This is a genomic window from Accumulibacter sp., from assembly GCF_016789985.1.
Taxonomy (GTDB): domain Bacteria; phylum Pseudomonadota; class Gammaproteobacteria; order Burkholderiales; family Rhodocyclaceae; genus Accumulibacter.
In genome coordinates, this window is the sequence record NZ_JAEUOL010000103.1 from 1 (window position 1) to 20,230 (window position 20,230).

Consider the following 20,230-nt stretch of genomic DNA (forward strand, 5'->3'; position numbering starts at 1 on the left):
AACGCGAGGCCGGGTCAGGCGAACAACTGCCCATGCTCACGCGAGTCGCGGAAACCGACCTGGGTCCATTTTTCGCTCGTCACCTCCAGGTTGTAGCGCGTGCTCGCCAGATAGACGGGATTGCCGTCCACATCCCTGGCCATGCGGTGGAGCTGCTCTCGCTCAAAAGCGCGGCGTGTGCTGTCGTCGGGGAAAGTCAGCCAGCGCGCGGTGTGGATGTCGGCCGATTCGAAGATGGCATCGACCTTGTATTCGGTCTGCAGGCGCTGCGCCACGACTTCGAACTGCAGATTGCCGACCGCACCGAGCAGCAGCGCGCCACTCGCCAGGTTTTCGAAGACCTGGATGGCACCCTCTTCTCCGAGTTCCTGCAGCCCCTTGAGCAGTTGCTTGCTCTTCAGCGGGTCACGCAAGCGCGCTGCGCGAAAGAGTTCCGGCGAAAAGTAGGGGATGCCCTTGAAGCCCAGGGTCTCGCCTTCGCTCAGGCAGTCGCCGATATGCAGGTTGCCGTGGTTGTGGATACCGATGATGTCGCCGGCCACCGCATCTTCCATCAGCAGGCGCTCGTTGGCCATGAAGGTCAGCACGTTGGCCAGTTTCATCTCGCGATTCAGGCGAATATGTCGCACCTTCATGCCGGGCGTGTAGCGGCCGGAGCAGACGCGGAAGAAGGCAATGCGGTCGCGGTGCTTGGGGTCCATGTTGGCCTGTATCTTGAACACGAAACCACTGAACGCCGCTTCGCCAGGTTGCACCATGCGCGTCCCTGCGTCGCGTTCCTGGGGCGGTGGCGCCCAGTCGAGCAGCGCCTGCAGGATTTCCTGTACACCGAAGTTGTTGATGGCCGAGCCGAAAAAGACCGGTGATTGACGCCCGGCGAGAAAACCGACCAGATCGAAAGGGCTGCTGGCGCTCTGGATCAGGTCGACGTCCTCGCGCAGTTTGCCGACTTCACCCGGAAACTGGGCGTCGAGGATCGGGTTGTCGAGACCGTCGAGCCGCTCCGATTCACTGCGCCGCTCCTCTCCGGCCGCAAAGTGCAGCAGCCGGCCGTTGAGCAGGTGATAAACCCCGCGAAAGGTCTTGCCCATGCCGATCGGCCAAGTGATCGGCGCGCACTCGATGCCGAGTACCGATTCGATTTCCTCCAGCAGTTCGAAAGGCTCGCGAACCTCACGGTCCAGCTTATTAACGAAGGTAATGATCGGCGTATTGCGCATGCGGCAGACGTTGAGCAACTTGATGGTCTGCGCCTCGACGCCCTTGGCGGCATCAATAACCATCACCGCCGCGTCGACCGCGGTCAGCACGCGGTAGGTGTCTTCCGAAAAATCCTCGTGGCCCGGCGTGTCGAGCAGATTGATGGTGTGCTGCCGGTATTCGAACTGCATTACCGAGCTGGTCACCGAGATGCCACGCTGCTTCTCCACCTCCATCCAGTCCGAAGTGGCGTGGCGGGCACTCTTGCGCCCCTTGACCGTGCCGGCGAGCTGGATGGCACCCCCGAAAAGCAGCAACTTCTCGGTCAAAGTGGTCTTGCCGGCGTCAGGGTGCGAAATGATGGCAAAGGTTCGACGCTTTTCGACCTCGCGCAGGATTTCGGGCGGGAACCGGCTATCGTTCCGGGAATCGCTGGGGGGGGTACTCATGAGGGGCTTTCATGCGGCAACAAAGCAAAAGCCGCCGGTCGGGACGGCGAAGGCTGGCCCGCTGGCGGTGCGCAGCCCGCACTATAGCAAGACTCGGGGACGGCTGGAACTGCGCTGCCGAACGCAGGGATCATGGCGCGTCAGGGGGACGCAATGACGAATCTGTTGCCGGGCGGCGGCTGCGGCAAGTCGGCCGGCGGGTCACGAGCCAACAAAGCGGTAGCCAACGCCCGCTTCCGTAAGAATGTGCTTCGGTCGAGCCGGGTCGTCCTCGATCTTCTTGCGCAGATAGCCCATGTATACGCGGACGTAGTGGCTGTCTTCAACATGCGCCGGACCCCAGACGTTTTTCAGGAGCTGGCGATGGGTCAGCACGCAGTCCGGATTGGTGATCAGGTAGGTCAACAAGCGATATTCGATCGGCGTCAAATGGATCGGACTGCCGTCCCTTTCAGTGGTCCGACGGGCGAGGTCGACGCGAATTCGCCCGAATTGAGCGACTGCCAGACCTTCCTCTGTGCGGCCATGGCGGCGCAATAGTGCGCGCACCCGGGCGAGTAATTCGGCGGCACCAAAGGGTTTGCTCAGATAGTCGTCGGCCCCGGCATCGAGTGCTGCGACCTTGTCCGGTTCGGCGTTGCGAGCCGACAGCACGATCACCGGCACTTGCGACCAGTTCCTCAGGTCACGAATGAAGTCGATCCCGTCGCCGTCCGGCAGGCCGAGATCCAGCACCACCAGATCCGGGCGGCGGGTGCCGGCTTCGATCAGACCGCGTTGCAAGCTGCCTGCCTCGCAGACCCGGAATCCATCGTTCTCGAGGGCAAGCCTGATGAAGCGTCGTATGTTGGCTTCGTCCTCGATAACGAGGATGCCGGGCGTTGAACTGCTCATGCGGTACCGAGCTCCTCGCAAAGCGTTGGCGGCATGCCGCGAGGCAGCGAAAAGATGAAGCGTGCCCCGCCAGTTGGCCGGTTCTTGGCACCGATCTTCCCGCCGTGCGCCTCGATGATCGCACGGCAGATGGCCAGACCGAGGCCGACGCCGGGGGTGACGTTCGCTCCTGCGCCACGTTCGAATTTATCGAAGATCGCTTCCTCGCGTCCTTTGGGCAAGCCTGGTCCGTCGTCCTCCACCCACACTTCGATCTCGCCTTCGCGCGCCGCTGCGCCGATGCTTACGCAACTGCCGGCCGGGGTGTATTTGCCAGCGTTTTCGAGCAGGTTGCAGAATACACGCTCGATCAGCACCGAGTCGATCTCGACCAATGGCAGGTCTTCTGGCAGCGCAGCTTGCACCGAATGGCCGGTCAGAGGCCCTTCGCTGGCCTGCAGGGCGCTGCCGACCACTTCCTCCAGGGGTTGCCACTGACGGTTAAGCTGAACCTTTCCGGCTTGCAGGCGGGCCATGTCGAGAAGCTTGTTGACCTTGCCGCTCATGCGCAGGGCTTCCTCCTTCAGGGTCTCGGCAATTCTTGCCTGAGCATCGCTTGGCGGGGGCTGGGTTAACCCGATTGACTCGGCGAGGCTGACCAGCACACTCAGCGGCGTCCGCAGATCGTGCGAGATGGCGGAGAGGAGCGAATTGCGCAAGCCCTCCGATTCCATTTGCAGCAGGCTCTTCTGAGCCACTTCGACATAATGCATCCGCTCGACGGCGATCGCGATCAGACTGGCAAGGGTTTCGAGCTGGCGGCGTGCCTCCGGACCCTGTACGCGCAGTGGGTCGTTCGGCGCAATGGCGAGCACGCCGCGGGTACGCATCGGCGCCTTGAGCGGCAGATAGAGCAGCGGGCTGCCGGGCAGGGTGTCGGTGGAAAGCCCGGCCGGTTCTCCGTGATCGAAGGCCCAGCGGGCGACACCCTCGTCAACCACCGAAGGGACGCTGGCATTGTCTGCAGGATTGCCGATCGGTGCTTGCAGGTGGTCGTTGGCATCGCTCAGTATGAGCGATGCCTGAGCAGCAAACTCAAGCGACAGAAAGCGGTTGCAGGCCTCGGCAATCTGTACCGGCAGGAGGGCAGCCGAGAGGGATCGTGCCATCTCGTAGAGGTCACGGGCGAGCGCTTCGCGGCGCGTGGCGACTTCGGCCTGCAGCTTGTAGCGCGCGGTTAACTGGCCGGTGAGGAGTGCCACGATGAGCATGACGGCAAAGGTGATCAGGTATTGGGCATCGCTGACCGCGAATGAAAAACGCGGTGTTACGAAGAAGAAGTCAAAGGCGGCGACGGTGAGAAAGGCGCTGGCGACTGCCGGACCACGGCCGAGCGTGACGGCAACCATCATCACGGCGAGCAACAGCAACATGGCAATGTTGGTCAGCTCGATCAAGTCCGCCAGTGGCGTTGTCAGAATGGTGGCAGCCGCGCAGATGGCCGTCGCCTTGAGGTAGTCGCGCCAGGAACCATCAGCCTGGCGTGTGGCCGATGGCGCTACGGTAGCGCGCCTGGCCTCGCTGCGCGCCACCTGAACCACATCCAGGTCTGGCGCGGCCTGGCCGATACGGTCGGCCATCGAGCGATACCATGGTTGCCAGGGGCGCGGGTGATCTCGCCCGACCAGCACGCGCGAGAGATTGTGCGTGCGCGCATAATCGACCAGCGCAGCAACCGCATCGTCAGCCGAAAGAGTGGCGGTTTCGGCACCGAGTGAGGCTGACAGTTCGAGTGCCCGCACAGTGCGCTGCCGTTGCACCTCGGGCTCCGCTCCGCTGCGGGGCGAGTGAACGTGAATGGCGTGCCAGGGGGCCTCAAGTCGACCTGCCAGGCGGGCACCGGTACGCACCAGTCGCTCGCTTCCCGCACCCGAACCGATACCCACCAGCAGCGCATCGCGTGTCTGCCAGACCGTGGCCACCGAGGTCTGCCGGCGGTATGCCAGCATCTCGCCGTCCACACGGTCGGCGGTGCGGCGCAACGCCAGTTCACGCAGGGCGATCAGATTGCCCTTGCGAAAGAAGTGGCGGACAGCCCGCTCCGCCTGGTCCGGCAGGTAGACCTTGCCTTCGCGCAAGCGCTGCAACAGTTCGTCAGGTGGCAGATCGACCAGTATCACTTCGTCCGCCTCGTCAAACACCCGGTCGGGCACCGTTTCCCGGACACGGATGCCGGCGATCCCGTTAACCACATCGTTGAGGGTTTCGAGATGCTGCACGTTGACCGTGCTGTAGACGTTGATCCCTGCCTCGAGCAACTCATGAATGTCTTGCCAGCGCTTGGGATGACGTGAACCGGCAACGTTGGAATGGGCCAGTTCGTCCATCAGTATCAACGCCGGGCGGCGCGCCAGCGCGGCGTCGAGATCGAACTCCTGCAGTACCTTGTCCCGATGGGGGATCGCCCGCAGCGGCAGCCGTTCGAGACCGGTGACCAGTGCGTCGGTTTCCTTGCGGCCGTGAGTTTCGACGACCCCTATGAGCACATCGGTTCCCGCTTCTGCTTGCTGCCGTGCGGTGCCGAGCATGGCGTAAGTTTTGCCCACGCCGGCTGTCGCACCGAAAAAGATCTTCAACTTGCCGCGCGTCGCCCGTGCCTCTTCTTCCTGCACGCGTGCCAGGAGTCGATCAGGATCGGGGCGGCCATCGGTGGTCATGACCGGCCCCTGCACTGGAAGCGGAAGTGCAGAACCGCCGTCGCGCAGGTGATGATCGTCAGCCCCGTGGGAGAGTCGTACCCCCGCTGCAGCAATTCCGGCATCGATTCGAGATGCCGCTTCCGAGATGCGCGCGCGAGTCGTGACCTGAATTTCCACGACATCGGCAAGCTTCCTGTCTTTGCGGCAGGCAACGCAATTGACGGCATGACCTCGGCTCCGTGGAAAGAATGCATTTTCCCCGTTTTCTCTGCAGTTCGAGCCATTGCTTCGCGTCGCCGGAATGAGTTCACCGGGTTGTCGCGTCGAGTGCGAGGTTGAGTTTGAGCACATGCACGCGCGGCTCACCGAAGAGACCGAGATCGCGGCCTTCGCTGTGCCGAGCAATGAGCTGACGCACGGTTTGCGGATCAAGTTGGCGTGCGCGGGCGACGCGTTCCGTCTGATAGTCGGCGGCAGCCGGGCTGATGTGCGGGTCGAGACCGCTGGCCGAGGCGGTCACGAGATCGATCGGCACCGCTCGCTGGTTGGTCGGATCAGCCGCGCGCAATGCCTCGATCCGGGCTTTGATGGCATCCACCAGGGCCGGGTTGGTCGGCCCCAGATTCGAGCCGGATGAGGCTGCGGCATTGTAGGGTTGGGGCGTGGTCGCCGATGGCCGACCCCAGAAGTACTTCGGATCAGTGAAATTCTGGCCGATCAGCACCGAGCCGATCGGTCTGCCATCCCTGATGATCAGGCTACCCTGGGCAGCAAACGGGAAAGCCAGTCGGGCCATGCCGGTGACCAGCAACGGATAGGCGACGCCACAAAGCAGCGAGAGCAGGACGAACAATGAAACGGCGGGGCGAAGCAGGGTTTTCATGAGTATTCCCTCAGGCAAGGCCAGCGGCCGCCAGTGCCAGATCGATCAGCTTGATGCCGACGAAAGGCGCGACGAGTCCGCCGAGTCCGTAGATGGCCAAGTTGCGGCGCAGCAAGCTGGCGGCACCGACGGCCCGATATCGGATGCCCCTCAGGGCCAGTGGAATGAGCGCGATGATGATCAGGGCATTGAAAATCACCGCCGAGAGAATCGCCGATGCAGGGCTGGTCAGCCCCATCACGTTGAGCGCCGAGAGCGCCGGGTAGGTGCTGACGAAGGCGGCAGGAACGATCGCGAAATACTTGGCCACGTCGTTGGCGACGCTGAAGGTGGTCAGTGCGCCACGGGTCATCAGCATCTGTTTGCCGGTCTCGACCACTTCGATCAGTTTGGTCGGATTGGAGTCGAGGTCGACCATGTTGCCGGCTTCCTTGGCGGCCTGGGTGCCGGTGTTCATGGCCACGGCAACATCGGCCTGGGCGAGGGCCGGGGCGTCGTTGGTGCCGTCGCCGGTCATCGCCACCAGGCGGCCTTCGGCCTGATACTGGCGGATCAGCGCCAGCTTGGCTTCCGGCGTCGCTTCGGCAAGAAAATCATCGACGCCCGCTTCCGCAGCAATCGCCGCGGCGGTCAGGTGGTTGTCGCCGGTGATCATCACCGTCTTGATACCCATCTGACGCAGTTCGGCGAAGCGTTCCTTGATGCCTCCCTTGACGACGTCCTTCAACTCGACCACGCCGAGCACCCGTGTCTGATCGGATACGACGAGTGGCGTGCTGCCGCGGCGGGAAGCTGCCTCGACGGCGTTGAGTACCGATTGCGGCATGGCCGAGCCGAGAGCCTCGACCTGCCTGCGGATGGCATCGGCGGCCCCCTTGCGAATCTGACGACCAGGGACATCGACCCCGCTCATCCGGGTCTGCGCCGAGAAATGCAGGAACTGCGCCTCCAGCGCGTGCACATCGCGTTCACGCAAGTTGAAGCGCTGCTTGGCGAGAACGACGATGCTGCGCCCCTCCGGAGTTTCGTCGGCGAGCGAAGCCAGTTGTGCCGCGTCGGCGAGTTCTGCCTCGCCGACCCCGTCGGCGGGCAGGAAGGCACTGGCCTGGCGGTTGCCCAGCGTGATCGTGCCGGTCTTGTCGAGCAGCAGGACGTCGACGTCGCCAGCCGCTTCCACCGCACGGCCCGAGGTGGCGATCACGTTGGCCTGCATCATGCGACTCATGCCGGCGACACCGACGGCCGAAAGCAGGCCGGCGATGGTCGTCGGAATCAGGCAGACGAGCAGCGCGATGAGAACGGTGAGACTGACCGGCGCGCCCGACCCGGCGACGGTCACTCCGAACTCCGAGAAGGGCAGCAGGGTTGCGGTCACGATCAGGAAGACGATCGTCAGTGCCGCGAGAAGGATTGCCAGCGCGATTTCGTTCGGTGTCTTCTGTCGCTTGGCGGTCTCGACCATGGCGATCATCCGGTCCACAAAGGTCTCGCCCGGATTGACGGTGACGCGCACCACCAGCCAGTCGGAGAGCACACGCGTCCCACCGGTCACCGCCGAGAAGTCGCCGCCGGACTCACGGATCACCGGCGCCGATTCGCCGGTGATGGCCGATTCGTCCACCGAGGCGACACCTTCGATGACCTCGCCGTCGGCGGGGACGGTTTCGCCGGCACTGACCAGTACGAAGTCGCCGATCCGCAGATCGTCAGCCGGTACGGTATGCCACTCGGCGCCAGCGTGTGGAGCATGCAGCTTCTTTGCCCAGGTTTCCCTCTTCAGGCCGCGCAGTGAGGCCGCTTGCGCCTTGCTGCGGCCTTCGGCCAGTGCTTCGGCGAAGTTGGCGAAGAGCACGGTAAACCAGAGCCATAGTGCGACACCGAGAGTGAATGAAGTGGACTCCCGGGTCGGTCCGACCAAGGCCGGGAAGGCTGCGAGTGTCGTCAGGAGCGAACCGACGAAAACCACGAACATCACCGGATTGCGCCACTGCACGCGCGGATCGAGCTTGCGGAACGAATCGACGATGGCCGGCCTGACCAGCGCCGGGTCGAACAGGGAAAACGTTTTGCGGGTCATGGAACTCTCCAGCGAATCAAGGGGGCGACCACAACGCCAGATGCTCGACCAGTGGGCCAAGCGCCAGCGCTGGCACGTAGTTCAGCAAGCCGACCAGCAGCACGGTGCCGATCAGCAGCGTGACGAACAGCGGGCCATGGGTCGGCAGGGTCCCGGCAGTTACCGCAATCCGCTTCTTGGCGGCCAGTGATCCGGCCATGGCCAGCACCGGCACGATCACGCCGAAACGCCCAAGCCACATCACCATCCCCAGCAACACGTTGTAGAAAGGTGTGTTGACCGACAACCCGGCGAAGGCGCTGCCGTTGTTGTTGGCTGCCGACGACAAGGCATAGAGGATTTCGGAAAAGCCGTGGGCGCCCGGATTGGCGATGCCGGCGCGACCTGCTTCGGTCATCACCGTGATGGCGCTGCCGACCAGGACCAGCATGGGCGTGGCGAGGATGGCGATGGAAGTCATCTTCATCTCGTGTGCCTCGATCTTCTTCCCGAGATATTCCGGGGTACGCCCGATCATCAGGCCGGCAATGAATACCGCAAGCACCGCGAAGATCAGCATGCCGTAGAGGCCGGAACCAACGCCGCCGAACACCACCTCGCCGAGTTGTATCAACACCAGGGGTACGGCACCACCGAGTGGTGTAAACGAGTCATGCATGGCATTCACCGCACCACAGGAGGCTGCCGTGGTGATACTGGCGAAGAGGGCGGAATCGACAATGCCGAAACGTGTTTCCTTGCCTTCCATGTTGCCGTCGGTCAGGGCCGTGGTGCTCACGGTTGTTCCGTTTCCGGTATCGACCGTCGCCAGCAGCGGGTTGCCCTGCTCTTCCAGGCTGATCGCTGGGCCGGCAAGAGCGACGAAGAGCAGCCCCATGGCGGCGAGAATTGTCCAGCCCTGGCGTTCGTCGCCGACCATGCATCCGAGGGTGATGCACAGTGCGCCGGGAATCAGGAAGATCGAAAGCATCTGCAGGAAGTTCACCACGGGTGTGGGGTTTTCGAAAGGGTGTGCGGAGTTGGCGTTGAAGAAGCCACCACCGTTGGTGCCGATCAGCTTGATCGCCTCCTGCGAGGCGACCGGACCCATGGCCAGGTTCTGCTGCGCGGTGGCAGCCCTTTCCTGTACGGGGTTGCCCGAGTCGTCCTGCACGGGTCGGCCATCAGAGCCGAGTTTTGGCGTCTCGTAGTTCGTTACCTCGAGTGTCGTCACGTTCTGGTAGGCGGCGAAGTTCTGAATCACGCCCTGGCTGGCCAGGAACAGCGCAAAAACCATCGCCAGTGGCAGCAGGATATAGGTCGTGATGCGGAACAGGTCGACCCACGCGTTGCCGATGCCGACCGCCGAATGCCTGGCAAATCCACGAATCAGGGCAATTACGACGACGATGCCGGTTGCCGCGGAGAGGTAGTTCTGTACCGTCAGCCCCAGCATCTGGACCAGATAACCCATCGTCGACTCGCCGCCATAGCCCTGCCAGTTGGTGTTGGTGACGAAGCTGACCGCCGTGTTCAACGCCGAATCGGGGCTGACATTGGGCAGTTCCTGCGGATTCAGTGGAAGCCACGCCTGCAGGCGCTGCAGCGCGTAAAGGACAAACAGGCCAAGGGTGTTGAACAGCAGGAGGGCCATCGCGTACTTCAGCCAGCCCATTTCTTCATCGCGCTCGATGCCACACATCCGGAATGTCGCGACTTCGAATCCGCTTGCGGCAGTCACGCGGTTGCCCATGGTCATCACCCGGGCAACAAGGATTCCCAGCGGTCTGACCAGGAGCAAAAGTACGGTCATGAAAAGACCAAGCAACAACCAGGCATGCTGGCTCATGAGAAATCCTCCGGAAAAAGCAGGTACACGATCAAGTAGATCAGCAAGCCGGTGGCGGCCAGACCGGCGAGAATGGTGAGCAGGTTCATGCTCCTTCTCCTGCCAGGCGCGCGCAAGCTCTCGCGAATAGGCCGGTCAGGCCGGCCAGGCCGGCCAGGATGGCCAGGATGGCCAGGTAGATGATGTCCATTGCATTGCTCCGGAAGCGGCTTTCGATGCACTGGATGGTAGGCCATCGGGCATCAACACGGGCGAAAAAGACCGCACCGGAGTATAAGGAAACAATAAGAATCGCTCGCTCCGGAGGGTGGGAGCGGTTGCCGTACGGTAGCAGCGCCAGGCTGCTGCCGCCACTTTTCTTCCCCGCCGTGTTGTCACCGACGCTGGCACGCGGCATAGAATGCAGGCTTGCTTTGCAAGAGGAGCCCGTCATGCCGACTACCCACCTGCGGATTACAGGAATGGCCTCCGAAGAATGTCTGCGCCTGGTCATGAACGCCATCCAGGATCTGCCCTGCATTGGCTACGTGGATGTCTCGCTGGCCACCGGCGAGGCGACGATCGAGCATACCACCATGGTCTCGGAGGGCGACATTCGCCAGATCATCGAGGAGGCTGGCTACCCCACGGCATAGCCCCGGCCGGCGCGCCGCGCGGGTCGCAGAAGGTGTGAAAGCGTGACAGTGTGAATTGATTCACACTGTCATGTTCGCTTGCCGTGCCAGACTGCAGACCGTGCTGGGCGGCACAGGCGATGTGCGCCCAGGTGAGCACTCTGACTGGGGGCAAGCCGATGAGGCGCGGGGTTTTGCTGTTTTTTCTGCTGGCCTTGGGGCTTGTTGCCGCGCCGCTGCGCGCCGAGCATGAACTGGAGGCGCCGCGGGTGAGGGCCGCGCTCGAACAGGGACAGATGGCCGAGCAGGGTATCGGCATCAGGAAGAACCCGTTGCTGGCCATTGCCCTGTACTGCGACGCGGGCACCATGGGAAGTCCCGAGGGCTTCTTCCGGGTCGGACGAATACTGGCTAGCGGCCCACACGGTTTGCGCAATCCGCGTCTGGCCAATGCCTATCTGGCGCTGGCGGCCCGCCTGGGGAACCAGCAGGCGCTGCAGTATTACGATCCGCGGGTAGAGAACGCGATCCTGGGCGACGAATGTGGTGTCTTCGCGGCAGAGGCGGCGCGTCGGGGCTTCGACCTGGAGGGCTATCTGGCCAGACAGTCGGCAGCGAAACAGCGGTTGACCCGATTGATCCGCAATGTGGCGCCGCAATACAAGATCGATCCACGTCTTGCCCTGGCCATCGCCCTGACGGAATCCAACCTCGATGCCGCTGCCGTCTCGCCACAGAACGCGCAGGGTGTGATGCAACTGATTCCCGCCACGCAGCAGCGCTTCGGAGTCAGCCGGCCATTCGATCCGGAACAGAACATCAGAGGTGCCCTGGCCTACCTGCAGTGGCTGCACAAGCGGTTTGCCGGTGACTGGCGACTGATGGCTGCGGCCTACAATGCCGGGGAAGGGAGCATTGAACGCTATGGTGGCATGCCGCCGTATCGCGAAACGCAGGAGTATGTGCGGCGCGTCCTGCACTTCGCGGGTGCTTCAGGCTCAGGCAGGGAGAAAAGCGGGTGGCAGTCGCCGCGCGGCTGATCAGGGTCGGGCGGCGTGTGCCGTGGTTACGAGGGGCTGCTGCGTCGGCCTGCCCGTACCCGCTGCCTGGCCAGGGTCAGCGGTGCGATCTGGACGACGACGATGCAGAGGAGAATCAGCGCACAGCCGGCCAGACCGCTGGCCGGCAACCGATCGCCCATGAGCAGGAAGCCGAAGAGTGCGGCGAAGACGGTTTCGCCCGACAGGATGATCGCGGCGTCGGTCGGCTGCGCATAGCGCTGGCCGATCACCTGCGCCGTAAAACCGATGGCCACTGAAACCGCGCCGGCATAGACGATCGGCAGCAGAGCCTGACGAATTCCGTCCAGCGTGATCGTTTCGCTCAGCGCAGCCCAGAGCAGGCTGAGCATTCCGCAGACCAGGAATTGTCCACAGGCGACCAGGAAGGGCGCCGCAAGACGCTCGGCGATGCGACCGACGAAGAGCACGTGCAATGCCCAGAACACGCTACTGCCAATCACCCAGAGATCGCCGACGGCCGGATCGAGCCCCTGCACGCCCGCAAGCAGCCAGCTTCCCCACAGGCAGCCGAGCGAGGTCGGCCAGACCGACCAGTGTGGGCGCACCCGTTGAATCACCCAGGCCAGAAGCGGCACCAGGGGTACGTAGAGTGCAGTGAGAAAGCCGGCATTGGTCACCGTCGTGCCGCTGATGCCGATCTGCTGCAGAGTGGCACCGAGCGTCAGCAGCACCCCGAGTGCGCCGACTTCCAGCGCGTTACCCGGCGGCGGCTGCCGGCCGCGCAGCGACAGCATTTGCCACTCGCGCCAGGCCAGCGGGACGACGATGGCCGCTCCGAGCAGGAAGCGGATGCCGGTGAAGGTGAGCGGTCCGACGCCTGCCATTCCCTCGGCCTGGGCGACAAAGGCCGAGCCCCAGATGAGGGCGACGGCGAGCAGCACGAGGTTGGCCTGAGCGCGATTCACGGCAGGGTGTCCAGGAGAAGACCCGCCAGTCTAGCGCAGATCGCACCTGCCCGGCTGGTCGAAACGAGGCCGCCCCGTGGCGCCGGCCCGCAGTCTACAGGCCGAGCGTCGTCGGGCCGAGCGGGTCGCCTCCTGCGTCGAGGATCTCGGCGAAGCGCTGGACGTAGGGCGCGCACTCCAGCGGGTCATCAATGATCAATCGCGCCCGCGCCTGATCATGCTGGAAGCGGATGAGGGCATGCCGGTCATCGGCGATCAGCAGGGAATCCTGGAGGTTGAGCAGATGGGGCGGCGAATGGATGATCTTCAGCGTCGGCGAGTGGATCGCCAGCAGGTTCATCAATTGCGGGCTGTACTGGCGGACGAAGCCGGCCTGCTGCACGACGATGGTCAACTGCTTCCGGTAGTCGGCTGCGCTGAGCAGGGTACGCAGGGCGACCAGCCGTCCGGCGACTTCGAGTCTGAGCGGCGACAGGTCCTGATCGAAGATGGACAGTCGTCCGGGCGACAGATCGAGCAGTTCCTGTACCGCGTTGTCGTATGCGCTCCAGGTGGTGATCAACTTGCTGGTCATCGTCGGCGGTCCGTTGCTGGGTTGTGGTTGATCGATGGCCAAGGCTGTCGCAAAACCACGGGACAGTCAAGCGGCAGGCCGGCCGTGCGGCGCTGTCGGGATCTTGCGGTGGCGACATGCGGTGGTCGGCGCACGCCCAAGCTTCGCGATAGAATCGCACACCTTGTCTCCGTGGAAAAGTTGCATGCCAACCGGAATCATTGAATCGCTGGATCACGAGGCGCGGGGGGTTACCCGGCTCGATGGCAAAACGGTCTTCGTCGAGGGTGCGCTGCCGGGCGAGCTGGTCGAGTACGCCGGCTACCGCAGGAAGCCGACCTACGAGCTGGCGCGGACACTGCAGGTGATCAAAGCCTCGGCCAGCCGGGTCAGTCCACGCTGTCCGCACTTCGGCGTCTGCGGTGGCTGCAGCCTGCAGCATCTTGAAGCGGCGGCGCAGGTCGCCGCCAAGCAGCGCCTGCTCGAAGACAACCTCTGGCATCTCGGCCGGATCAGGGCTGAGCAGCTCTATGCGCCAATCCACGGTGCGGCTTGGGCTTATCGCTATCGCGCCCGCCTTTCGGTGCGCTTCGTGGCGAAAAAGGGCGGCGTGCTGGTCGGCTTTCACGAGAAGAAAAGCAGCTACGTGGCCGACATGCGGCAATGCGAGATCCTGCCGCCGAACCTTTCGGCACTGCTGTTGCCGCTGCGCGAGCTGATCGGCCAGTTGTCGATCCGTGACCGGCTGCCGCAGATCGAGGTCGCGGTGGGTGAGCGCATTACGGCCCTGGTGCTGCGTATCCTGGAGCCGCTGAGTCCGGCCGACGAGATCCTGTTGCGCAACTTCGCCGATGATCGTGCGGTCGTCTTCTACCTGCAGCCTCAGGGGCCGGCCACCGCTTACCGCTTTCACCCGCTCGGTGCCCCGCCCTTGTCCTACCTCCTGCCCGACTTCGCGGTCGAACATTCGTTCTCGCCGACCGAGTTCACCCAGGTCAATCATGCGATCAACCGCGTGCTGGTGCGTCGCGCCATCAATCTGCTCGCGCCGCAGCCAGGCGAGTGCATCGCCGACATGTTCTGCGGGCTGGGCAATTTCACCCTGCCGATCGCCCGCTCGGGAGCCCGTGTCACTGGTGTCGAGGGTAGTTCCGAGCTGGTCCGCCGGGCGGCCGAGAACGCTGCGGCGAACGGTCTGCGCGGACTGGTCGACTATCGTATTGCCAATCTGTTCGAGACCACTGCGGAGTTACTCGCCACCCTGGGCCACTGCGACAAGATGCTGATCGATCCGCCGCGCGAAGGCGCGCTCGAACTGGTCAAGGCGCTGGGTGCCGACGGACCTTGGCGCATCGTCTACATTTCCTGCAGTCCCGCCACCCTGGCGCGCGATGCCGGAATTCTGGTTGGCCAGAAGGGCTACCGGCTGCGCGGTGCCGGCGTGGTCAATATGTTTCCCCAGACCTCACACGTCGAATCGATCGCGCTCTTCGAGCGTCCTGCGCTGGCCGCCGGCTAGCTCGCCGTGCGCGCCCGCGACTGACCTGCGGCACCAGACCAGCACAGGCGCACCTGAAAACCGCCGCCAGCAAGGTTTTCCAGTTCGAGGCGCGCGGCGTGCAGTTCGGCGATCCGCTGCGCAATGGCCAGTCCGAGGCCACTGCCCTCGGCGCTTGCCTCGCGGCCACGGTAGAAGCGTTCGACGAGACGTGGCAGTTCCTCTGGCGCGACACCGGGACCGTCATCGGTCACGCCAAGTGACAGTTCCTCATCGTCACGATTTGCGAAAACGGTGATCGTGCTGTCGGGGGAGGTGTAGCGGCAGGCGTTGTCGATCAGATTGCGCAGAACGATTTCCAGCATTTCGGCATCCCCGTTCACTGTCAAGCGGGAACCGACGGTCTCTGATCGTATGACCCGCCCGCCGACGGTCGGCCACATCTCTGCGGCCACCCGTTGGGCGAGTCCGGCAAGGTCGACTTCCCCCTGGTGGGTCAGCCGTGCCAGCGGGTCGAGGCGCGCCAGGCGCAACAGTTGCTCGAGCACGCGGGTTGCCCGGTCGGTCCCGGCCAGAACCTGGTTCAGCGCATGCTGGCGATCGTCGGCGTCGACCGTGCACTGCGCGACCTGTGCCTGTATCTTGACCACGGCCAGTGGCGTCCGCAGTTCGTGCGCGGCATCCGCGGTGAACCGGCGTTCGCTTTCCAGTGTGCCGCGCAGCCGAAACAGCAGCCGGTTGAGCGCCGATACCAGCGGTTGCGCTTCGGTCGGTACCGCGCGGCTGGTCAACGGTTTGAGGTTTTCCGGGGAGCGCGCGGCGACGTCGGCCGCCAGATCATCAAGTGGCTTGAGACCGCGCCGCACCGAGTAGTAGATCAGCAGCAGCAGGAAGGGTGACATCAGTGCGACCGGCAGCGCTGCCTGGCCGGCCACCTCCAGGGCCACCCGATCGCGCAGCCGGATCGACTGGCCGACCTGCACCCGGTAGGCGCCGGAGTTCGCCTGCAGACTGAGCATCCGCCAGGGGTGACCATCGTGTTCGATGACGTGGTAACCCGGCGGGGTGAACAATTCGATCTGCGGCGCATGTTCCGAGCGCAGCAACAAGGACCCGTCGGCGCGGCCGATCTGGAATTCGAAGGGGGGTTCGTAGATGCTGGCCGGTTCGCCGCGCAAGGTCGCCAGACGGGTTGCGAGATCAGCCAGGTGTGCCTCGTTGTCGCGGACCAGGGCGAGCAACAGTCTGGCCGACTGTGTCAGGTGGCCGTCCATCAGTTCCTCGGCCTCGTGTTGCGTCTGCCAGTAGCTCATGACGCCGCTCAGCGCCAGGCCGAACAGGGCGGCGATGCAGACCGTGCGCAGTAGCCGCCAGCGCAGCGATTGCCGCCAAGCAGCCGTCTGCGCCATCAGTTGGCGCTGCCGAGCTGGTAACCCAGCCCGCGGATGGTGCGAATGAAGTCGGCACCGAGTTTCTTGCGCAGATGGTGGATGTAAACCTCGACCGTATTGCTGCCGGTTTCCTCCCCCCAGGCATAGAGACTCTCCTCGAGCTGGCTGCGCGTCCGGATGTGATTCTTGTGCGTGAGCAGGTCGTGCAGCACGGTGTACTCGCGCGCCGACAGGGCGACCGGCTGGCCGTCCCGGGTGACCCGCTTGCTCGCCGGGTCGAGCACCACCCCGGCGTGCTCCAGTCGCGGTGTTGCTGCGCCACTCGCACGGCGCATCAGCGCGCGCAGACGGGCCTGCAGTTCGGCGAGATCGAAAGGCTTGGTCAGATAGTCGTCGGCGCCGGCATCGAGACCGGCGATCTTGTCGGCGCTGCTGTCACGCGCGGTGAGGATCAGCACTGGCAGATGACTCTCCCGTTGCCGCAGTTCCCTGAGCACTGCCAGGCCGCTGCGCTTCGGCAGGCCGAGATCGAGCACGCAGGCCTGATAGCTGTGGTCGAGCAGCGCCAGGCGTGCCGCATCGCCATCGCGAACCCAGTCAACTGCATGATTCGCCAGTTTCAGGCCGGCCCGGATACCGTCACCGAGCAAGTCATCGTCTTCCACCAGCAGAATGCGCAATTACTTGCTTTCCTTCCCGAGTTTGGCCGGCAGTTCCCGATTTCCTGACGCTGCCCGTTGTCGGCGAGATACTCGCCGTAAAAGAAGTTCGGGTCAATAGCGCCCGGCTTGAGTCGCGGGGCCTGCGAAGTATCCTGCGGCGCGTTCCCGGCCGCCGAAGCCGACCGGCCACCCTTGCGCCGACCTGGGTGCCGGGCATGCCCGATGCGCACGACGCTACAGCGGGTAGCCGAAGCGTTTCAGCAACTGCGCCGTTTCGCACAGGGGCAGACCCATCACCCCCGAGTAGCTGCCGGCGAGGTATTCGACGAACATCCCGGCGCGACCCTGGATGCCGTACGCTCCGGCCTTGTCCATCGGTTCGCCGCTGGCCACATAGCGAGCGATCTCGTCATCCGCCAGAGGGCGAAAGCGCACTTCGCTGGTCGACAGCGCCAGTTCGATGCGACCCTCGAAGGCGACGGCAACGGCAGTCAGAACGCGGTGGGTGCGGCCCGAGAGGTGCTGCAGGATGTGTCGGGCGTCGTCGGGGTCGCGCGGTTTGCCGATCAATCGGCCGGCCAGTTCGAGCGTCGTATCGGCGGCAAGTACCGGCTGCGTCAGCAGACGGCGCTGGTGTACGAGCTGGCAGCCGTGCTCCGCCTTGCGGCGGGCGATTCGTTCGACATAGTGCAGCGGGTTTTCGGCGGGCCGTGCCGTCTCGTCCAGACCCGGGTCTTCGCGGGGGGCGGTACGGAAGGCGATGGTGTCGAAGCGGATGCCGATCTGGGTCAGCAGCTCGCGTCGCCGGGGGCTGCGCGACGCCAGATGAATGCGTGCTGGCAAATCGGCCGACATTCAGTCCTCGCGATGATAGGGATGCCGGCGCACGACGCTGAGCGCGCGGTAAAGCTGTTCGCAGAGCAGCAGGCGGGTCAGGGCATGCGGCAGCGTCAGGCTCGACAGGCGGATGACCTCGTCGGCCTGCCGTTTGACCGCCTCGTCGATGCCGTCGGCGCTGCCGATGACGAATGCGATGTCGCCACCAAGGCGCATCCAGTCCTCGAGACGCGCGGCCAGTGCGCGCGTGGTCAGCTCGACGCCACGCTCATCGAGCACGACGGTTCGCCGGTAGCCCTGCAGCGCGCTCAATAGGCGGGTTTTTTCGGCCGCCAGCAATTGTTCGCGGGTTTTGGCGCCGCGTGTTTCCGGTTTGACTTCGACCACCGACACCGGCAGTTCGCGCGGCATGCGTTTGAGGTACTCGGCGCAGCCTGCGGCAACCCAGGCCGGTGGCTTGTGGCCGACGGCCAGGATGGCGAGTTTCATCCGCCGTTGACGACGCTTGCCTCCATGGCCTCGCCGCGCGCCCGGCGGATACGCAGCGGGCCCCTGCCGCCCCAGAGTTCCTCGAGGTTGTAGTAGCTGCGCACCGCCGGCTGCATGACATGCACGATGATGTCGCCGAGGTCGACCAGGACCCACTCGCCGACTTCCTCGCCTTCGCAGGAGAGCACTTGCCCGCCCGCCGCGCGCACCTTGTCCTGCACGTTGCGCGCCAGCGATTTCACCTGCCGGTTGGAGTCACCGCAGGCAATGACCATGCGCTCGAAGAGCGAGGTCAACCGGCAGGTGTCGATGACCTCGACATCACGGCCTTTGATGTCTTCGAGTGCGTCGACCACGAGTTTTTCCAGCTCGGGGAGTTTCATGGGCAATTCAGCATTCCGGGTAAAGATGATGGTGTCGAATATAAGCGATAACTTCATCGGGCAGCAAATAGCGGACGCTGCTCCCGCTGGTCAGCAGCGCCCGAATCCGGCTGGCCGAGATCGCCAGTTGGGTCATGGCGAAAGTGACGATGCAACCGGCTGGCGATTCGGCGAGTGCCGTGCGGCTGTCGCGCCGGCGAGCACGGCATTGCTCGGCGAGCGCCGGTGCCAGCCGGGCGAGGTCGAGCGGGTGGCCGGGGCGATGCGCGATGCCCAGATGCGCCAGATCGAACAGCGACTGCCAGCGATGCCAGCCGGGCAGTCCGGCGAAGGCGTCGGCGCCAAGCAGCAGCACCAGCGGCCGCTGTGCTCCACACGAGTCGGTCGAGCGCAGACGTTCGAGCGTTTCCACCGTGTAACTCGGCCGGGCGGCTGCGACTTCGGCCGCATCGACCGCGAAGCACGGGTTGCCGGCCGTCGCCAGTTGCACCATCGCCAGTCGTTGTCTGGCCGTGGTTTGCGGCGCCGCGCGCAGGGCCGGCTGGCCGGCCGGAATCCAGCGGATGCCGGCCAGCGCGAGTTCATCGGCGGCCTCTTCGGCGAGGCGCAGATGACCGAAATGCACCGGGTCGAAGGTGCCGCCGAAGATTCCCAGCGGCTGCCGCGCGCGCGCCGGGTCAGCCATCCGTCGGGGTGATGTCGACGAAAACGTCGCGATAACTGACATAGAAGCTGGCAAACAGGGTGGGGGCGAGCACCAGGATCGCCAGCACGCTCATCGCCACCACCACCAATGACGCTCCGTCCGGCAGCAGGGCGGCGAGAACGCCGATGATCAGCGCCGGGAGCAGGGTCGCCAGGACGCCGATGGACAGCGAATACACCAGGAAGGCGCGCCAGTTGCGCAGACAGGCGACGAAGCTGAAGAACAGTGCCTTGACTGGCGGCAGACCGTGCCAGCCGGCGAGCACCGGCGCATACCAGTAGGCCATCACCACCGGGCAGAGCAGGAGCAGCGCGATTTGCGCCGCGAACAGCAGGCTGCCGCTGGCGACGACCTCTGCGTCGGGTTTTTGCCCCGCCAGCATCATGGCCATCAGCGCGCCGTCGTCGGCCAGCGCCGAGGCGGCCAGGATGGCGACCGTCGACGCCAGGTAGATGGCGCCAAGCATGAGCAGCGAGCGCAGGTTGTCGTGAAAACCGGAGAACAGGAGCTGCGGCGTCAGCGGCGCAGCGCGGTCGATATTGCGGCAGGCGTTCATCAGGCTGACCGAGAAGGCCGGAATGCACAGCGTGGTGATGATCGTGCCGAGCACCGGGATGATATTGACCAGGGCCATCAGCATCCAGTAGCTGATCACCAGGAAGGTGAGCATCAGGTGGTTCTTGCGAAAGAGCCGGAAGCCATCGCTTAGCCAGCGCCAGCCTTGCGCCGCGGGAAGAGTCAGTGCTTGCATGTCGGCGGGCCGTTCAGTCGGCTAGGAAAGTATCACGATAGGAGGCGTATGCCGAGCCGGCCAGCACGGGACCGAGCACCAGGAAGCCGAGGCCGACCGGTAACGCCGCGAAGAAGCAGAGGACCATGACGAGCAGTCCATAGACGAGAAAGACGAGGACATTCCTGATGCAGCATTGAAAGCTGGCGTGCAGCGCGGCGATTGGCGGCATGTCGTTGAACAGGACCAGGGCCGGCGCAAACCAGATGGCCATCATGAGCGGCAGCGACAGAAGGAGCCAGAACAGGCCGGCGAGCAGCAGGCCGCCGAGGGCGATGCCGGCACCGAGCGGGTTGCTGAGCAGCAGGCCG

The 20,230-nt window shown here is 64.4% G+C and carries 20 protein-coding genes; 3 read left to right on the top strand and 17 right to left on the bottom strand.

Going from position 1 to position 20,230, the window contains the following annotated elements; genetic code table 11:
- Positions 1-14: 14 nt before the first annotated feature.
- The 7 genes from JNK99_RS06115 to JNK99_RS06145 form a co-directional block, all read right to left on the bottom strand.
- Complete coding sequence (locus JNK99_RS06115) at positions 15-1,649, bottom strand: peptide chain release factor 3 (protein ID WP_291850149.1); 1,635 nt, start codon at positions 1,647-1,649, stop codon at positions 15-17.
- Positions 1,650-1,850: 201 nt separating this feature from the next.
- Positions 1,851-2,543: a two-component system response regulator KdpE gene (gene kdpE, locus JNK99_RS06120; RefSeq protein WP_291850152.1), complete on the bottom strand. Its 693-nt coding sequence runs from the start codon at positions 2,541-2,543 to the stop codon at positions 1,851-1,853.
- Complete coding sequence (locus JNK99_RS06125; protein ID WP_291850154.1) at positions 2,540-5,239, bottom strand: DUF4118 domain-containing protein; 2,700 nt, start codon at positions 5,237-5,239, stop codon at positions 2,540-2,542. The genes kdpE and JNK99_RS06125 overlap by 4 nt, the downstream gene beginning before the upstream one ends.
- Before the next feature lie 289 nt (positions 5,240-5,528).
- Complete coding sequence (gene kdpC, locus JNK99_RS06130) at positions 5,529-6,104, bottom strand: potassium-transporting ATPase subunit KdpC (RefSeq protein WP_291850157.1); 576 nt, start codon at positions 6,102-6,104, stop codon at positions 5,529-5,531.
- 10 nt (positions 6,105-6,114) lie between these two features.
- On the bottom strand, positions 6,115-8,181 hold the full coding sequence (gene kdpB, locus JNK99_RS06135) for a potassium-transporting ATPase subunit KdpB (RefSeq protein ID WP_291850160.1): 2,067 nt from the start codon (positions 8,179-8,181) through the stop codon (positions 6,115-6,117).
- Positions 8,182-8,197: 16 nt separating this feature from the next.
- Complete coding sequence (gene kdpA / locus JNK99_RS06140; RefSeq protein WP_291850163.1) at positions 8,198-10,009, bottom strand: potassium-transporting ATPase subunit KdpA; 1,812 nt, start codon at positions 10,007-10,009, stop codon at positions 8,198-8,200.
- A complete protein-coding gene (locus tag JNK99_RS06145; RefSeq protein WP_291850166.1) occupies positions 10,006-10,098 on the bottom strand; it encodes a potassium-transporting ATPase subunit F in 93 nt (30 codons plus the stop codon). The genes kdpA and JNK99_RS06145 overlap by 4 nt, the downstream gene beginning before the upstream one ends.
- 342 nt (positions 10,099-10,440) lie before the next feature.
- Between JNK99_RS06145 and JNK99_RS06150 the strand changes: the two genes are divergently transcribed.
- Both JNK99_RS06150 and JNK99_RS06155 read left to right on the top strand, forming a co-directional pair.
- Entirely contained in the window at positions 10,441-10,644 is a 204-nt protein-coding gene (locus tag JNK99_RS06150; RefSeq protein ID WP_291850169.1) for a heavy-metal-associated domain-containing protein, read from the top strand.
- 275 nt (positions 10,645-10,919) lie between these two features.
- Positions 10,920-11,663 carry a lytic transglycosylase domain-containing protein gene (locus JNK99_RS06155; protein WP_291850201.1) on the top strand — a complete coding sequence of 248 codons (744 nt, stop codon included), beginning with the start codon at positions 10,920-10,922 and terminating at the stop codon, positions 11,661-11,663.
- A 26-nt stretch (positions 11,664-11,689) separates the two neighbouring features.
- Here the strand turns inward: JNK99_RS06155 and JNK99_RS06160 are convergent, their stop codons facing one another.
- Together JNK99_RS06160 and JNK99_RS06165 are read right to left on the bottom strand one after the other, a co-directional pair.
- Entirely contained in the window at positions 11,690-12,610 is a 921-nt protein-coding gene (locus tag JNK99_RS06160; RefSeq protein WP_291850172.1) for a DMT family transporter, read from the bottom strand.
- 94 nt (positions 12,611-12,704) lie between these two features.
- A complete protein-coding gene (locus JNK99_RS06165) occupies positions 12,705-13,184 on the bottom strand; it encodes a hypothetical protein (protein ID WP_291850175.1) in 480 nt (159 codons plus the stop codon).
- Between the two features lie 184 nt (positions 13,185-13,368).
- Between JNK99_RS06165 and rlmD the strand changes: the two genes are divergently transcribed.
- Entirely contained in the window at positions 13,369-14,682 is a 1,314-nt protein-coding gene (gene rlmD / locus JNK99_RS06170) for a 23S rRNA (uracil(1939)-C(5))-methyltransferase RlmD (RefSeq protein ID WP_291850177.1), read from the top strand.
- Here the strand turns inward: rlmD and JNK99_RS06175 are convergent.
- The 8 genes from JNK99_RS06175 to JNK99_RS06210 all read right to left on the bottom strand — a co-directional run.
- On the bottom strand, positions 14,679-16,070 hold the full coding sequence (locus JNK99_RS06175; RefSeq protein WP_291850180.1) for an ATP-binding protein: 1,392 nt from the start codon (positions 16,068-16,070) through the stop codon (positions 14,679-14,681). The two genes, rlmD and JNK99_RS06175, sit on opposite strands and share 4 nt — an antisense overlap.
- Positions 16,070-16,732, bottom strand: a complete 663-nt coding sequence (locus JNK99_RS06180; protein ID WP_291850183.1) for a response regulator transcription factor — start codon at positions 16,730-16,732, stop codon at positions 16,070-16,072. Before JNK99_RS06180 ends, JNK99_RS06175 begins: the two co-directional genes overlap by 1 nt.
- A 216-nt stretch (positions 16,733-16,948) precedes the next feature.
- Positions 16,949-17,569 (bottom strand): Maf family protein, encoded by a 621-nt coding sequence (locus JNK99_RS06185; RefSeq protein ID WP_291850186.1) that lies wholly within the window; start codon positions 17,567-17,569, stop codon positions 16,949-16,951.
- Positions 17,570-18,040: a 23S rRNA (pseudouridine(1915)-N(3))-methyltransferase RlmH gene (gene rlmH, locus JNK99_RS06190; protein WP_291850189.1), complete on the bottom strand. Its 471-nt coding sequence runs from the start codon at positions 18,038-18,040 to the stop codon at positions 17,570-17,572. It lies immediately after the preceding gene.
- Positions 18,037-18,423, bottom strand: a complete 387-nt coding sequence (rsfS, locus tag JNK99_RS06195) for a ribosome silencing factor (protein WP_291850191.1) — start codon at positions 18,421-18,423, stop codon at positions 18,037-18,039. The genes rlmH and rsfS overlap by 4 nt, the downstream gene beginning before the upstream one ends.
- Before the next feature lie 7 nt (positions 18,424-18,430).
- Positions 18,431-19,108 (bottom strand): nicotinate-nucleotide adenylyltransferase, encoded by a 678-nt coding sequence (nadD, locus tag JNK99_RS06200; RefSeq protein ID WP_291850194.1) that lies wholly within the window; start codon positions 19,106-19,108, stop codon positions 18,431-18,433.
- On the bottom strand, positions 19,101-19,880 hold the full coding sequence (locus JNK99_RS06205) for a BPSS1780 family membrane protein (protein WP_291850195.1): 780 nt from the start codon (positions 19,878-19,880) through the stop codon (positions 19,101-19,103). The genes nadD and JNK99_RS06205 overlap by 8 nt, the downstream gene beginning before the upstream one ends.
- 13 nt (positions 19,881-19,893) lie before the next feature.
- A partial coding sequence (locus tag JNK99_RS06210) for a BPSS1780 family membrane protein (protein ID WP_291850198.1) occupies positions 19,894-20,230 on the bottom strand: 337 nt, incomplete at its 5' end.

What these genes read in the sequence shown, in the direction of transcription:
- JNK99_RS06115 (WP_291850149.1), bottom strand. Translation starts at nt 1,649, where the DNA reads ATGAGTACCCCCCCCAGCGATTCCCGGAACGATAGCCGGTTCCCGCCC.
- kdpE (WP_291850152.1), bottom strand. Translation starts at nt 2,543, where the DNA reads ATGAGCAGTTCAACGCCCGGCATCCTCGTTATCGAGGACGAAGCCAAC.
- JNK99_RS06125 (WP_291850154.1), bottom strand. Translation starts at nt 5,239, where the DNA reads ATGACCACCGATGGCCGCCCCGATCCTGATCGACTCCTGGCACGCGTG.
- kdpC (WP_291850157.1), bottom strand. Translation starts at nt 6,104, where the DNA reads ATGAAAACCCTGCTTCGCCCCGCCGTTTCATTGTTCGTCCTGCTCTCG.
- kdpB (WP_291850160.1), bottom strand. Translation starts at nt 8,181, where the DNA reads ATGACCCGCAAAACGTTTTCCCTGTTCGACCCGGCGCTGGTCAGGCCG.
- kdpA (WP_291850163.1), bottom strand. Translation starts at nt 10,009, where the DNA reads ATGAGCCAGCATGCCTGGTTGTTGCTTGGTCTTTTCATGACCGTACTT.
- JNK99_RS06145 (WP_291850166.1), bottom strand. Translation starts at nt 10,098, where the DNA reads ATGAACCTGCTCACCATTCTCGCCGGTCTGGCCGCCACCGGCTTGCTG.
- JNK99_RS06150 (WP_291850169.1), top strand. Translation starts at nt 10,441, where the DNA reads ATGCCGACTACCCACCTGCGGATTACAGGAATGGCCTCCGAAGAATGT.
- JNK99_RS06155 (WP_291850201.1), top strand. Translation starts at nt 10,920, where the DNA reads ATGGCCGAGCAGGGTATCGGCATCAGGAAGAACCCGTTGCTGGCCATT.
- JNK99_RS06165 (WP_291850175.1), bottom strand. Translation starts at nt 13,184, where the DNA reads ATGACCAGCAAGTTGATCACCACCTGGAGCGCATACGACAACGCGGTA.
- rlmD (WP_291850177.1), top strand. Translation starts at nt 13,369, where the DNA reads ATGCCAACCGGAATCATTGAATCGCTGGATCACGAGGCGCGGGGGGTT.
- JNK99_RS06175 (WP_291850180.1), bottom strand. Translation starts at nt 16,070, where the DNA reads ATGGCGCAGACGGCTGCTTGGCGGCAATCGCTGCGCTGGCGGCTACTG.
- JNK99_RS06185 (WP_291850186.1), bottom strand. Translation starts at nt 17,569, where the DNA reads ATGTCGGCCGATTTGCCAGCACGCATTCATCTGGCGTCGCGCAGCCCC.
- rlmH (WP_291850189.1), bottom strand. Translation starts at nt 18,040, where the DNA reads ATGAAACTCGCCATCCTGGCCGTCGGCCACAAGCCACCGGCCTGGGTT.
- rsfS (WP_291850191.1), bottom strand. Translation starts at nt 18,423, where the DNA reads ATGAAACTCCCCGAGCTGGAAAAACTCGTGGTCGACGCACTCGAAGAC.
- nadD (WP_291850194.1), bottom strand. Translation starts at nt 19,108, where the DNA reads ATGGCTGACCCGGCGCGCGCGCGGCAGCCGCTGGGAATCTTCGGCGGC.
- JNK99_RS06205 (WP_291850195.1), bottom strand. Translation starts at nt 19,880, where the DNA reads ATGCAAGCACTGACTCTTCCCGCGGCGCAAGGCTGGCGCTGGCTAAGC.